The sequence below is a fragment of the Streptomyces sp. NPDC002577 genome, from assembly GCF_053594815.1.
The window spans coordinates 1-13,312 of record NZ_JBSFWK010000029.1; the positions used below are offsets into that span (position 1 = coordinate 1).

Here is a 13,312-nt window from a genome sequence, read left to right on the forward strand (position 1 = left end):
CTCCGCCGCGACGTGCGCGACCGGGCGGCCACTGCAGACACGTTCGACGAGCAGCCGCCTGCCATGAACGGTCAGCCGGGCATTACGGTGGGACATGAAGGCCTCCGTGCGGTGTAGTCCTAGACAGCTCCACCACACCGGAGGTCTTCGCCATGATCAAGCCCAGCGACCGTTAACAACGCTCGTGATCAATACATCTAGGGCCTGCGTCGGCCGCTGGGCGTCCATCTCAGCGGCCGAGCTCTTTGCGTGTGACACGGCGCAGCCTGCGCCGCTGCGAGGGATCGAGGGCCAGATACGCCGCCGCCGGCACCCCGAGGATGATCAAGAGGACGGCCCACCAGGGCAGCCAGTACAGCAGGATGAGCCCGGCCGCCACACCTCCTGCGGCGATCTTCGCGTTCTTGGACATGTGTCGCCTCCTTCGCGGCTGCTGCCGCTCTCTGCCTTGAAAACGGCCTGGTGTCCCCGGCGGTTCCAGGTCACAACCCTGAGACGTCCCTGACGTGCGCCCCTTACTGGACCCTGAGGACTCGCCCCTGAGGACACGCCCCTGGGACTCGCCCCTGACGTGCGGCCCCGGGCCGCGCTCACCCAGGGCGCCGAAACCCTCACCGAAGCCCCCGAGTGAGGTACCCTCAACGACTCCGGTCTCAGTAGTCAAATTTGAGGAATGTGCCATCGCTGTGCAGAACCTGCCCGCAGCAACACCCTCCGAGATCTCTGAACTGTCCCGCTGCTCCGTCGTCTTCCTGCCCGCCGACCCGGCGCGCGGCGGCAGCGTCGCCTTCTGGCACGACGACGGAACCGCACCACCTCCCCCGGCGGCCGCGGGATCGGTCGAGGAACTCACCGTCGTCGTTCCCCACGACCACGGCGTCGAGCTCGTGCGCGTACCCGCCCTCGTGCTGCCCGTGCGGCAGGCCCTCCCCGTGCTCACACGCGCGCGTGCCCGTGCGCAGGCGCATCCGGCGGCCGCCTTCTGGGGAGCGGCCACGGTACTGGCACTGCAACTCGTCGCTCGCGGGCTGCTGTTGCCGGGGCTGACGCCGGCCGACCACGACGCCTGGCGTGCGGGCCCGCTGAGCCCTGAGGACCTTCAGCGGGTACGTGACCTGGCCGCCGCGATGCCCCCGGCCGCGCACGCGGTCCCGCTCGACGGCTCAGGCCCAACCCGGTTGCCGGACTCCGAGCCGTTGCTGCGCGCCTTCCTCGACGCGGTCGCCGACACTCTGCCGCGCTCCCCCGCAGCCGCGCTCGCGGCGGGCGGTCCGGTCTTCGCGGCACACCGCCCGCAGCGCGTCCCCGAGCACCGCGCGTGGGCCGCCGATGTGGCCGCGGGACACGACGCGGGCGTACGGATCTCGCTGCGTGTCGAGATGCCAGGGCTTGCGTCGGCGACATCGGACGGCGCCACCGCGATCGCCTTCCGGGCCGTGCTCCAGATGCACAGCGCCAGCGATCCCGCACTGGTCGCGGACGCTGCCGAGCTATGGGCCGCGACCAGCCCCTCGGTGCGGTCGTTCGGGGCCCGCGCGCGGATGGACGCCCTGCTCGCGCTGCGCCGCGCGGCCCGCGCCTGGCCGCCGCTCGCCCCTCTGCTGTCGGCCCCCGTGCCCGACGCCGTCGAGCTGGCCGACGACGAGGTCACCGAGCTGCTCGGCGAGGGGGCCCGGCGGCTCGCGGCCGCGGGCGTGGAGGTGCACTGGCCCAGGGAACTGGCGCGCAAGCTGACCGCCCGCGCGGTCATCGGCCCTCCGGACGACGGCGCCCCGGACGACGGCGGCTGGCACGACGGCGGCTGGCACGACGGCCGAGGCGAGGGGCAGAAGGAGCGCAGCGCCTCGTCCGACGCACCGTCGTTCCTGTCCGCGGACGCCCTGCTCGCCTTCAACTGGTCTTTCGCACTCGGCGACCAGCAACTCTCCCGCCAGGAGCTGGATCACCTCGCCGAAGCAAGCCGACCGGTCGTGCGACTGCGCGACCAATGGGTGCTCGTCGACCCGGCGGAGGTCCGCCGCGCCCGGGATGAGCAGGACCGCAAGGTCACTCCGATCGACGCCCTGAGCGCCGTGCTGACGGGTTCCACCGAGGTGGACGGGCGGCACGTGGAGGTACGGCCGACGGGCTGGCTGGCGACCCTGCGCGAACGGCTGGCCGACCCCGAGGCCATGGAACCGGTGGGGCAGCCCGCCGGGCTCGACGCCACCCTGCGCGACTACCAGCTGCGCGGCCTGAACTGGCTGGCCCGAATGACCTCGCTCGGTCTGGGCGGCTGCCTGGCCGACGACATGGGCCTGGGCAAGACGATCACGCTGATCGCCCTGCATCTGCACCGGCAGACCGACGAGGCGTCGGCGGGCCCCACCCTCGTGGTCTGCCCGACGTCACTGCTGGGCAACTGGCAGCGCGAGATCGAGAAGTTCGCGCCCGGCTGCCCCGTGCGCCGCTTCCACGGCGGGCGCCGCAGCCTGGAGGACCTGGCCGACGGCGAGTTCGTGCTCACCACGTACGGCACGATGCGGCTCGACGCCGAGCAGCTCGCCGATACGCGGTGGGGGATGGTCGTCGCCGACGAGGCGCAGCACGTCAAGAACCCCTACTCGGGGACCTCCAGGCAACTGCGGACGATCGGCGGGCACGCGCGCGTGGCGCTCACCGGCACACCCGTGGAGAACAACCTCTCCGAACTGTGGGCCATTCTCGACTGGACCACACCGGGGCTGCTCGGCCGACTCGGCACGTTCCGCAGCCGCTACGCACAGGCCGTCGAGGGCGGTCAGGACCCGGCGGCCGCCGAACAGCTCGCCAAGCTCGTACGCCCTTTCCTGCTGCGCCGCCGCAAGTCGGACCCGGGCATCGCCCCCGAACTGCCACCCAAGACCGAGACCGACCGGGCTGTGTCGCTCACCCCTGAACAGGCCGGGCTGTACGAGGCCGTGGTGCGCGAGACGCTCGCGGAGATCTCGGGTGCCGATGGCTTCGCGCGCCGCGGGCTGATCGTCAAGCTGCTCACCGGGCTCAAGCAGATCTGCAACCACCCGGCACAGTTCCTCAAGGAGGAGCGCCCGAGGATCGCGGGCCGCTCCGGAAAACTGGACCTGCTGGACGAGCTGATCGACACCATCCTCGCCGAGGACGCGAGCGTGCTGGTGTTCACCCAGTACGTCCGGATGGCCCGGCTCATCGAGCGGCATCTGACGTCCCGCGGTGTGCCCTCGCAGTTGCTGCACGGCGGCACGCCCGTGGCGGAGCGCGAGGCCATGGTGAGCCGGTTCCAGGCAGGTGATGTGCCGGTCTTCCTGCTGTCGCTGAAGGCGGCCGGCACGGGGCTGAACCTGACCCGGGCGGGTCATGTCGTGCACTACGACCGCTGGTGGAACCCCGCCGTCGAGGCCCAGGCGACCGACCGCGCGTACCGCATCGGGCAGACCCAGCCCGTCCAGGTGCACCGGATCGTCGCCGAAGGCACGATCGAGGACCGCATCGCCGACATGCTGCTGCGCAAACGGGCACTGGCGGACGCCGTTCTCGGCACCGGCGAGGCCGCCCTGACGGAACTGACCGATGCGGAACTGGCCGATCTGGTGGAGCTGCGAGGGGGCGACGGCCGATGAGCCGCAGGTATGAGTACACCGAGGGTGACGCGTACGGCGATGCGGACGACGAGTACAGCGAGGCGGACAGCGAGCACAGCGATGCGCGCGGCCACGCCGACGAAACCCTCGACGAGCCCATTCACGAACGCACCTTCGCCGCGCTGCCGCCCGCGCGCGGGCGGGGCTTCGCGGCGACCTGGTGGGGGCAGGCCTGGCTCAGGGCGCTGGAGGACACGGCTCTGGACTCCGAGCAGGTGAAGACGGGCCGCAGGCTCGCGCGCGCCGGGGCGGTGGGCGCGGTGTCCGTACGCCCCGGCCGGATCACCGCGGTCGTCCAGGACCGGGACCACACCCGGCACCGCTCGGACGTCCTCCTGCAGCAGCTGAGCGACGAGGAGTGGGACCGCTTCCTGGGCATGGCCGTCGAGCGCGCGGGGCACATCGCGGCCCTCCTCGACCGGGACATGCCGCCTCATCTGGTCGAGGACTCGGCCGCCGCGGGCGTCGAGCTGCTGCCGGGCATCGGCGACCTCGAGCCGGAGTGCGGTTGCGGAGCCTGGGACCACTGCGCGCACACCGCGGCGCTCTGCTACCAGGTGGCGCGGCTGCTGGACCAGGATCCGTTCGTGCTGCTGCTGATGCGCGGCCGCGGGGAGCGCGAACTGCTGGACGAGTTGCAGGCCCGCAGTGTGGCCCAGGCTTCCTCACAGGCGGCTCCGGAGGAGGCGCAAGCGGACGCTCCCGAGGGTGTCGACGCGCAGGAGGCGTACGCCGCGGGGCAGATACTGCCGCCTTTGTCCGCACCGCCATCGGCACCTCAGGAGCCAGGGGTTCCGCCATCGCTGGACACGGAGGAGGAGCCCGTATCCGGTCTCGATGTGCTCGCGCTGGAGTTCCTGGCGGCGCAGGCGGCCGCGGAGGCACACCGGCTGCTGACCGAGGCGCTCTCCCCGGGCCATGAACGGCAGCCGCGCCAACCCGGCCTGACAGAGGATCAGGATGCCGTACGCCTGGCTGCCGATGGTCCCGGGCCGGAGATCCTGGCGCGGCTCGCGGCCGCATCGGGCCGGGGCCGGGAGGGGCTCGCTCTCGCCGTGCGCGCCTGGGGGTTCGGTGGTGCGGCGGCCCTGTCGGTACTCGACGAGGAGTGGACGCCAGAGCCGGAAGAACTGGCACGCGCGCGTGCCGCGCTGGAGTCGGCGTGGGACGAGGGCGAACGGCCCGAGCTGCGTGGTGCGCGCAACCGCTGGACGGTGATCGGCGCCCAGCCTGTCGACGCTGGGCCGGTCGACGCTCGGGCGGCGGGTGTACAGGCACAGCTTCGTCTGGGGCGCGACGGCCGCTGGTGGCCGTACCGCAAGGAGCGCGGCCGCTGGGCACCCGCAGGCCCCTCCGCGCCCGATCCGGCGACGGCACTGGCGGTGGCGGCCGGCGGCGAGTGAACGGGCCGGTTCCGGCGACGGCGCCCCTCGGACCAGCGCCGGGGGGAGGCAGGCCTACGCCGGAGGGCGGCAGGCCGCCACCCTCAGGAGGCCCGCCGCCATCGAACGCCGGGCCGTACCCGGCCGTCCGGGCAGTCGGCCGTCCCACCGGAAGACCACCCGTGCCCACCAAAATGCGGGCCGTGCCCCCGGGCGGCGGCTCGAAGCCGCCGCCCGGGGAGGCACCGTGTCACCAGGCAGGGTGCCACCTCCCCGGGGCACACCTCCCCAGGGCACGCCTGGCGCGGGGTCAGCCCCGCGCACCCAGCAGGTGCTCCATCGCCAGCTGGTCGAGCTGCTCGAAGGCCATGGAGCGGGCGCCGCGCGCCTCCACGTCGAAGTCCTCGAACGAGGCGCGGTCGGCAAGCAGCGCGGACAGGCCGTCCTCGGCGGTCGGCTTGGCGAGCTCGTCGAGGCGCGACGCGCGCAGGGCCTCCTGGACCTCCGGGTCGGCGCGGAAGGCGGCCGCGCGCTCCTTGAGGATCAGGTAGTTGCGCATGCAGCCCGCGGCCGACGCCCACACGCCGTCGAAGCCCTCGGTGCGCGGCGGCTTGAAGTCGAAGTGCTTCGGGCCCGCGTAGCCGGCGGACTCGAGCAGGTCGACCAGCCAGAACGCCTGCCGCAGGTCACCCGCGCCGAAACGGAAGTCCTGGTCGTACTTGATGCCGGACTGGCCGTTGAGGTCGATGTGGAACAGCTTGCCCGCCCACAGGGCCTGGGCGATGCCGTGCGGGAAGTTCAGCCCCGCCATCTGCTCGTGGCCCACCTCGGGGTTGACGCCGACCAGCTCGGGCCGCTCCAGGCGCTCGATGAAGGCGAGAGCGTGACCGATCGTGGGCAGCAGGATGTCGCCCCGCGGCTCGTTCGGCTTGGGCTCGATGGCGAAGCGCAGGTCGTAGCCCTGGGAGGTCACGTACTCGCCGAGGAGGTCGAACGCCTCCTTCATCCGGTCCAGCGCGACACGCACGTCCTTCGCGGCGCCGGACTCGGCGCCCTCGCGGCCGCCCCAGGCGACGTACGTGGTGGCGCCCAGCTCGACGGCCAGGTCGATGTTGCGGATCGTCTTGCGCAGCGCGTAACGGCGTACGTCACGGTCGTTCGCGGTGAACGCGCCGTCCTTGAAGACCGGGTGCGTGAAGAGGTTGGTCGTGGCCATCGGCACCTTCATGCCGGTGGCGTCGAGCGCCTGGCGGAACCGCTTGATGACGGCCTCGCGCTCGGTGTCGGTGGACCCGAACGGGATCAGGTCGTCGTCGTGGAAGGTCACGCCGTGCGCGCCGAGCTCGGCCAGGCGCTGGACGGTCTCGACCGGGTCCAGGGCCGGCCGGGTGGCGTCACCGAAGGGGTCCCTGCCCTGCCAGCCGACGGTCCACAGACCGAAGGTGAACCTGTCCTCAGGGGTGGGCTGGTAGTTCATGCCGCGGCTCCTTGCTCGCTCCGACTATTTCGTCATGGCGCTTTACAAATTAGTATGCCAGGGCATCCCTGGGAAGACGGGTCTCGACAAGACCGGCGGATTCGGTCAGAAAACGGGAACCCCGAGACCCGTCAGGCATGCGCAGAGTCCCCCAGAAACAGCGTGGGGCCCCCTTGGGCCCGGCGCGAGCCGCAGAAACGGAGAGCCCGATGTCAGCAGCGGAGGGACCGCTCGTTGTCGGAGTGGACAGCTCGACGCAGTCCACCAAGGCCCTGGTCGTCGACGCCGCCACCGGGCAGGTCGTGGCGAGCGGCCAGGCCCCGCACACCGTCACGTCGGGCGCCGGGCGCGAGAGCGACCCCGAGCAGTGGTGGAGCGCCCTGTGCGAGGCGCTGCGCCAGTGCGGTGACGCTGCCCACGAGGCCGCGGCCGTGTCGATCGGCGGCCAGCAGCACGGACTCGTCACGCTCGACGCGCAGGGCAGGCCGGTGCGCCCCGCGATGCTGTGGAACGACGTACGGTCGGCGCCGCAGGCCGAGCGGCTGATCGAGGAGCTGGGCGGCCCCAAGGTGTGGGCCGACCGTTTCGGCAGCGTGCCGGGGGCCTCCTTCACGGTCACCAAGTGGGCGTGGCTCGCCGAGCACGAGCCGGATGCCGTCCGCGCCACGGCCGCCGTCCGCCTGCCGCACGACTACCTCACCGAGCGCCTGACCGGTGACGGCACCACCGACCGCGGCGACGCGTCGGGCACGGGATGGTGGTCGTCGGCGAGCGAGTCCTACGACGAGGAGATCCTCGGCCGCGTGGGTCTCGACCCGGCGCTGCTGCCCCGCGTCGTGCGCCCCGGTGAGGTCGCCGGAACCGTGCGCGGCAGCGGTGAGCTGCCCTTCGCCAAGGGGACGCTGGTCGCTCCCGGCACCGGTGACAACGCGGCCGCCGCCCTCGGCCTCGGCCTGCGCCCCGGCATGCCCGTGCTCAGCCTCGGCACGTCCGGCACGGTGTACGCGGTGTCGCGGCACAGGCCCGCCGACCCGTCCGGCACCGTGGCGGGCTTCGCCGACGCAACGGGCGACTGGCTGCCCCTTGCCTGCACCCTGAACTGCACGCTCGCCGTCGACCGCATGGCCGCCCTGCTGGGCATCGACCGGCAGGCCGTGGAGCCCGGCGGCAGCGTCACGCTCCTGCCCTACCTGGACGGCGAGCGCACGCCGAACCTGCCGAACGCCTCCGGCCTGCTGCACGGGCTGCGGCACGACACGACGCCGGGCCAGCTCCTGCAGGCGGCGTACGACGGCGCGGTGCACTCGCTGCTCGGCGCCCTCGACCTGGTGCTCGACGAGGACGCGGACCCGACCGCTCCGCTGCTGCTCATCGGCGGCGGCGCCCGCGGCACGGCCTGGCAGCAGACCGTACGGCGTCTGTCCGGCCGGGCGGTGCAGATCCCGGAGGCCAAGGAGCTGGTCGCACTCGGTGCGGCAGCGCAGGCCGCCGGGCTGCTCACCGGCGAGGACCCGGCCGCCGTGGCACGGCGCTGGGGCACCGCACGGGGCCCTGTCCTGGACCCGGTGGAACGCGACGAGGCGGTGCTCGGCAGAATCTCCGGAGTGCTGTCCGACGCCGCCGCGCTGCTGGACAGGCGCCCGGACGCGTCCTGACCGTGATCGCGCGCCCGGGGCTCCCGGGCGCGCGCATCACCCGACCCAGGATGCGAACCGAGCAGGACTGAGGGAGGCATGACCGCACCGCTGCACGACACCCGCCGGGGCACGCCCGACACCCAGCAGGGCATGCGCCGCCGCAACCTCTCGCGGGTGATGCACACCGTCGCCGCGGAGGGCCCGCTGTCGCGCGCCGCGGTCGCCTCCCGCATCGGCCTGACGCGCGCCGCTGTGTCGACGCTGGTCGACGAGCTGATCAGGGCGGGTCTGCTCGACGAGCTGGGGCCGGAGCGCCCCGGCAAGGTGGGCCGAGGCCGCCCCGGCTCGGCGCTCGCGGTGAGCGGCCGCGGCCCGGCCGGCCTCGGCGCCGAGGTGGGCGTCGACCACCTCGCGGTGTGTGCGGTCGATCTGCGCGGCGAAGTACGCGCGCGTGCCGTGCACTGGACCGACAACCGGGGCCGGGCCGCGAAACCGGTGACCGTGGAGCTCGCCGCGCTGGTGGACCAGGTGGCCGTCGAGGCGCAGAAGGCCGGCCTGCGCCCCGCCGGACTGGCCGTCGCCGTCCCCGGCCTGGTGGAGCGCGGCACCGGACTGGTCGTGCGCGCACCGAACCTCGACTGGCGCGACACCGACCTCGGGGAGCTCCTCGCCGGTGACCTGCCCGTGACGGTGGACAACGAGGCCAACTTCGGCGCCCTTGCGGAACTGTGGCTCGGCGACGGCACCCCACCCGACTTCGTCCATGTGTCGGCGGAGATCGGCATCGGCGCGGCGGTCGTCGTCGACGGCCGGCTGCTGCGCGGCACCCGCGGGTTCGCGGGCGAGCTGGGCCACGTCCCGGTGCGTCCCGAGGGCCCGAAGTGCCGCTGCGGCGGCCGCGGTTGCCTCGAGCAGTACGCGGGCGTCGAGGCGGTGCTGCGAGCGGCGGGCCTCGGTCCGGGCGAAGGCCGCGTCGGGTTGCTCGCCGACCGCGCCGGCGAAGGCGACAAGGACGTACGGCGGGCGCTGCGCGGCGCGGGCACGGCTCTGGGCATCGCACTGACCGGTGCCGTCAATCTCCTCGATCCGCACACCGTGGTGCTCGGCGGGGCGCTGTCCCGCCTCGCGCCCTGGCTGCTCCCCGCGCTGGAGCGCGAGCTCGGCAGCCGCACGGCACGCCTGGCCTGCGGCGTCGCCGTGTCCCGCCTCGGCTCGGAGGGCCCGCTGCTCGGCGCGGCGCACTCGGTCGTACGGGCGGTGCTGGACGATCCGGCGATGGTGGCGGGCGGGGTGTGAGGGCAGGGCCTAGGCTCGCCCATGCTCATGAACCCATGGCCATGAAGTGCCGGGGCCGGCCGCGGGCACTGCCGCAGCCGGTCCCGGCCCGCTCATGGATTGAGGTGACTGACGATCTCCGCTGTCGCCGACAAACCCTCGTGGATGGTCGGCGCCATGCTCGTGCTCGCGAGATAGAACCCGAGCAGGATGCACACCAAGGCATGCGAGAGCTTCAGCGCACCGTTGCGGATGAAGACCACTGCCAGGATCAGTAGCAGCAGCACCGCAGAAATCGAAACAGCCATCGCCCGGTCTCCTCCGCCACGTCGACGCCCGTGACTTTCGGCCGCAAGTGTGGCGTAGCGGCGGGGCGGTCCTCGTGACTGGCGTGTCCCCCGAAAGTGTTTTGACTCGCTGTGATGGCAATGCCGCGAGCCGAATTCCGAACTGAGGGACTGAGGGCCCCTCAACTAGGCCTTGTCGTGAGCGTCCAGGAACGCCTCGAGACCCGCCAGGTCGTCCGTGTTCAGGTGGTCGACGTCGGCGGCGAGCAGCTCGCTCCACACCGCGTCGCCTTGCGCACGGTGCCGTGCGCGTACGTGGTGAAGATCTGCCGGTAACGCCGGAGGTGGCGGTCGAGTTCCAGGTACGTCGAGGCGCCTTCGGTCTTGATGTCGATGAGGAGTTTCAGGGGCGTGCGGTAACCGCGGTACACCGAGCCCTGGTTGGCCCGGATGCGGGCGAGCAGCGGCTCCAGGTACAGCGATTCGAGTGTGCGGGACGGGTCGAGGTCCACCGGGTCGTGCGCGACGAGCAGTTGGTCGCCGACGAGGTAGATGTCGGCCTCCACGCTCATGAAACGGTCGTCCAGCGCGTCGAAGAGGGGCCGGGGATGCTCGTAGTCGTTGTGCGCGTGGGGCGCGCAGGAGCGGGTGCGGCCCGCGCTTCCGCTCGCCCCGGCGTACGCGGCGGGGGCGGCGACGCTGCCCGCCAGGGCGGCGGCGAGAGTGACCCCCGCCCTGCGTTCACTTCGCCGCGGAACCGCACGGCGCGTTCACGCGGCGACCATGGCAGGCGCGGGTGAGCAGGCGGGGTAAGCGACGGCGATCAGGCCCCGCGGGGCCTGATCGCTGCCGTGCCGCCGCCGGTCAGCGCGCGCCAGGCGCGGCCGCGACCTCGGACACCGTCTCCATCGCCGAGGGCGCGAGCGCGGTTCCCGGCAGGGCGAAGCCGCGTACGAGGTCGGACAGAGCGGAGGAGCGCAGGACCCGGCGCAGGATCAGGTAACCGAGCACGCCCCCGAGGGTGTTGGCGATCAGGTCGTCGACGTCCGCCCCCCGGCCGTTGCTGAACAGGATGTACATCCCCAGCTGGCTCAGCTCGATCGTCAGGCTGACGGCCAGGCCGCGCAGGGCGACCCGCCTCACCCGGAGCTCACGCTCCGCCATCAGCGGCAGCAGCACACCGAACGGGATGAACAAGGCCATGTTGAGTACGAAGCTGGGGTCCATCCCGAGGACGCCCAAGAGAGGGACCGGCTGGATCTGGCTCGTCCAGTCCGCCTCGTTCTGAGCCTTGTCCACGATGATCGGGAACAGCGTGAAGTGCAGGAAGCCCGCGGCGTAGACGGCCGCAACGAGCCGGGTGAGCGCCGGCCTGCCGTACCAGCCGGGGTGCTTCCTCGAGGCGCGCGCCGCGAGCAGCACAGTGAACGCGGCGAGGAGGGGCGCCAGCACCTCCACGGACTCGATACGGAAGCTGGTGTTGCCCATGACATGCTCCTGGGTGTGATAGATCGCGGAACCCGCCCGACGGATCCGACTCTGCCCGGCCGTCCCGCGCGCCGGATCCGGCGAAAGTCAGAACTTGCGCGGCCGGCTACGACTTTCGGCCGAGCGGCGTCCGCACCCCTGGATTCAAGGTGGGCTTCCCAAACCCCTTCCTGGCGGGCGCGAACGCGGGCCCTGGCGCCCTGGGGCGCATGGGCGGCGTGGCTGGCTGTCCTGTGCGCGGCCCTGCTGGCCGACTACTGGGGCGGGCTGATCGGCGCACAGCGGCTCGACTTGGCGAAACTGTGCTGTGCCCTGCTGGCCGTGGCCTCCGTCGCCGCCTCGCCCTGGCTCGGCGCCAAGGCGCTGCCGGTGGTCGCCGGTCTGGCGGGGGCCGCGTCGCTGGCCGTATCGGTCGTCCTGCGCGCCGGACCCGGCAGCGCACCCGATCCGCTGGCCTCGAAGGCGTACGGTTTCGCCGAACCCGCCGCGCTGCTGTGGCTGCTGCTGCTCGTCCCGCTGCGCGGACGCCGGTCGTGGGTGGCTTGGACCGTCCCTCCCGTCCTGTGGGTGGCGATCGTGCTGCGGCCGATCGCGGTCGAGGTGGTGGACATCAGCGTCATCACGGCGCTGTTCTTCGCCGTGGGATCGACCGCGGTACTCGGCGCCGGTGTCACCTGGCGGCTGGTCAGGGCGGACCGGCGGCGCCGGGCGGCCGCGCTGCGTCTGGAGCAGCGCACGGAGTTCGCACGCGACCTGCACGACTTCGTCGCCCACCATGTGACCGGCATCGTCGTACAGGCGCAGGGCGCCCTGGCGATCGCCGAGCGGCGCCCCGAGCTCATGCGGCCCTCGCTGGAACGGATCGAGCAGGCCGGGACGGAGGCACTGTCGTCCATGCGCCTCATGGTGGGAATGCTGCGCGACACCGACGGCCAGGACGGCACCCGGCAGAACGGGGAAGGGGACGGGAACGGCGACGGGAATAGTGGCGCCGGGCAACCCGCTCTCACCCCCCTGGCAGGGATCGCCGAGATGCGCTCGCTCGTCGAGGGGTTCTCGGCGATCGGCGGCGCGCGGGCCGGACTCGACATGGAAGGAACGTTCGACGACCTGCCGGTGGAGGTGACCACCACCGTGCACCGGGTGGTGATGGAGGCGCTGACCAACGTACGCAAACACGCCCAAGGCTGCACCGAAGTGCGGGTGGCCGTGGCACGGTCCGCGAACGGCGTCGCCGTACGGGTCAGCGACGACGGACAGCCGCGGCACGCCTCCGGTGCCGGCCCCGGATCCGGCTTCGGGCTGCGGGGACTGGCCGAACGGGTCGGCATGATCGGCGGCCGCATCGAGGCCGGAGCGGCCATGGGCGGCGGCTGGGGCGTCGAAGCCACCCTCCCGGCGTCTTCGGCCGCCGCCCCGATCGGAGCGGCCCGATGACCATCCGGGTGCTGATCGCCGACGACCAGGCCATGGTCCGCGCCGGATTCGCGATGATCCTGGCCGCCGAGGACGACATCGAGGTCGTCGCCGAGGCCGGCGACGGCCTGCAGGCGGTGGAACTCGCCGAACGGCACCGCCCCGACGTCGTACTGATGGACATCCGCATGCCCCGCCTCGACGGCCTGGAGGCCCTGCGCCGGCTGACCCGCCCCGGCACCGTCGACCCGCCGAAGGTCGTCGTCGTCACGACCTTCGACGACGACGAGTACGTACACCGCGCCCTGACCGACGGCGCCTGCGGATTCCTGATCAAGGACTCGGGACCCGCGCTCCTGGTCGAGGCGATCCGGGCGGCGGCCTCGGGTGAGGCCCTGGTCAGCCCCTCGATCACGGTGCGGCTGCTGCGCAGCCTCAACAGCGCGGCGACCACGCGCCGCAGGGTGCAGGGCGCGGTGCACAGCACCCTGTCGGCGCGCGAACTGGACCTCGTACGCCTGGTGGCCCGGGGACTGACCAATGCGGAGATCGCGACCGAACTGTCCATCTCGGTGGGCACGGTGAAAACCCACCTCGGCAACGTGCAGACGAAACTACCCGCCCGCAACCGCGTGGAGATCGCCGCCTGGGCCTGGGAATCCGGGCTCGTCGACCGGCAGTGAAAGGGTGACTCGCCGCCCTGGGCCGCCTC

General features: G+C 72.6%; 10 protein-coding genes and 2 pseudogenes. 6 read left to right on the top strand and 6 right to left on the bottom strand.

Going from position 1 to position 13,312, the window contains the following annotated elements; translation table 11 throughout:
• Both ACWD4J_RS28780 and ACWD4J_RS28785 read right to left on the bottom strand, forming a co-directional pair.
• A pseudogene (locus ACWD4J_RS28780) lies at positions 1–96 on the bottom strand (IS481 family transposase); the annotation flags it as partial.
• Positions 97–229: 133 nt separating this feature from the next.
• Positions 230–412, bottom strand: coding sequence for a hypothetical protein (locus tag ACWD4J_RS28785; protein ID WP_451398361.1), 183 nt, complete (start codon positions 410–412; stop codon positions 230–232).
• A gap of 274 nt (positions 413–686) precedes the next feature.
• Here ACWD4J_RS28785 and ACWD4J_RS28790 point away from each other — a divergent pair, with 274 nt between their 5' ends.
• Positions 687–3,617, top strand: coding sequence for an SNF2-related protein (locus tag ACWD4J_RS28790; protein WP_451398362.1), 2,931 nt, complete (start codon positions 687–689; stop codon positions 3,615–3,617).
• Positions 3,614–5,041 carry an SWIM zinc finger family protein gene (locus ACWD4J_RS28795; RefSeq protein WP_451398363.1) on the top strand — a complete coding sequence of 476 codons (1,428 nt, stop codon included), beginning with the start codon at positions 3,614–3,616 and terminating at the stop codon, positions 5,039–5,041. The genes ACWD4J_RS28790 and ACWD4J_RS28795 overlap by 4 nt, the downstream gene beginning before the upstream one ends.
• A gap of 289 nt (positions 5,042–5,330) precedes the next feature.
• On the opposite strand, the gene xylA is transcribed toward ACWD4J_RS28795, so the two are convergent.
• Entirely contained in the window at positions 5,331–6,497 is a 1,167-nt protein-coding gene (gene xylA / locus ACWD4J_RS28800; protein WP_451398364.1) for a xylose isomerase, read from the bottom strand.
• Between the two features lie 209 nt (positions 6,498–6,706).
• Between xylA and xylB the strand changes: the two genes are divergently transcribed.
• Complete coding sequence (xylB, locus tag ACWD4J_RS28805) at positions 6,707–8,152, top strand: xylulokinase (RefSeq protein WP_451398365.1); 1,446 nt, start codon at positions 6,707–6,709, stop codon at positions 8,150–8,152.
• 78 nt (positions 8,153–8,230) lie between these two features.
• A complete protein-coding gene (locus ACWD4J_RS28810) occupies positions 8,231–9,430 on the top strand; it encodes an ROK family protein (protein ID WP_451398366.1) in 1,200 nt (399 codons plus the stop codon).
• Between the two features lie 92 nt (positions 9,431–9,522).
• Here ACWD4J_RS28810 and ACWD4J_RS28815 read toward each other — a convergent pair whose 3' ends face one another.
• The 3 genes and pseudogenes from ACWD4J_RS28815 to ACWD4J_RS28825 all read right to left on the bottom strand — a co-directional run bounded on the left by ACWD4J_RS28815 (position 9,523) and on the right by ACWD4J_RS28825 (position 11,184).
• On the bottom strand, positions 9,523–9,717 hold the full coding sequence (locus ACWD4J_RS28815; protein ID WP_451398367.1) for a hypothetical protein: 195 nt from the start codon (positions 9,715–9,717) through the stop codon (positions 9,523–9,525).
• A gap of 165 nt (positions 9,718–9,882) precedes the next feature.
• Positions 9,883–10,406, bottom strand: a pseudogene (locus tag ACWD4J_RS28820) (hypothetical protein).
• A 154-nt stretch (positions 10,407–10,560) separates the two neighbouring features.
• Positions 10,561–11,184: a VanZ family protein gene (locus ACWD4J_RS28825; RefSeq protein ID WP_451398368.1), complete on the bottom strand. Its 624-nt coding sequence runs from the start codon at positions 11,182–11,184 to the stop codon at positions 10,561–10,563.
• Positions 11,185–11,505: 321 nt separating this feature from the next.
• Between ACWD4J_RS28825 and ACWD4J_RS28830 the strand changes: the two genes are divergently transcribed.
• The gene (locus ACWD4J_RS28830; protein WP_451398369.1) at positions 11,506–12,621 is read left to right on the top strand and encodes a sensor histidine kinase; all 1,116 of its coding nucleotides are present in this window, start codon (positions 11,506–11,508) and stop codon (positions 12,619–12,621) included.
• Positions 12,618–13,283 carry a response regulator gene (locus tag ACWD4J_RS28835; protein ID WP_451398370.1) on the top strand — a complete coding sequence of 222 codons (666 nt, stop codon included), beginning with the start codon at positions 12,618–12,620 and terminating at the stop codon, positions 13,281–13,283. The genes ACWD4J_RS28830 and ACWD4J_RS28835 overlap by 4 nt, the downstream gene beginning before the upstream one ends.
• Positions 13,284–13,312 lie beyond the last annotated feature (29 nt).

What these genes read in the sequence shown, in the direction of transcription:
- ACWD4J_RS28785 (WP_451398361.1), bottom strand. Translation starts at nt 412, where the DNA reads ATGTCCAAGAACGCGAAGATCGCCGCAGGAGGTGTGGCGGCCGGGCTC.
- ACWD4J_RS28795 (WP_451398363.1), top strand. Translation starts at nt 3,614, where the DNA reads ATGAGCCGCAGGTATGAGTACACCGAGGGTGACGCGTACGGCGATGCG.
- xylA (WP_451398364.1), bottom strand. Translation starts at nt 6,497, where the DNA reads ATGAACTACCAGCCCACCCCTGAGGACAGGTTCACCTTCGGTCTGTGG.
- xylB (WP_451398365.1), top strand. Translation starts at nt 6,707, where the DNA reads ATGTCAGCAGCGGAGGGACCGCTCGTTGTCGGAGTGGACAGCTCGACG.
- ACWD4J_RS28810 (WP_451398366.1), top strand. Translation starts at nt 8,231, where the DNA reads ATGACCGCACCGCTGCACGACACCCGCCGGGGCACGCCCGACACCCAG.
- ACWD4J_RS28815 (WP_451398367.1), bottom strand. Translation starts at nt 9,717, where the DNA reads ATGGCTGTTTCGATTTCTGCGGTGCTGCTGCTACTGATCCTGGCAGTG.
- ACWD4J_RS28825 (WP_451398368.1), bottom strand. Translation starts at nt 11,184, where the DNA reads ATGGGCAACACCAGCTTCCGTATCGAGTCCGTGGAGGTGCTGGCGCCC.
- ACWD4J_RS28835 (WP_451398370.1), top strand. Translation starts at nt 12,618, where the DNA reads ATGACCATCCGGGTGCTGATCGCCGACGACCAGGCCATGGTCCGCGCC.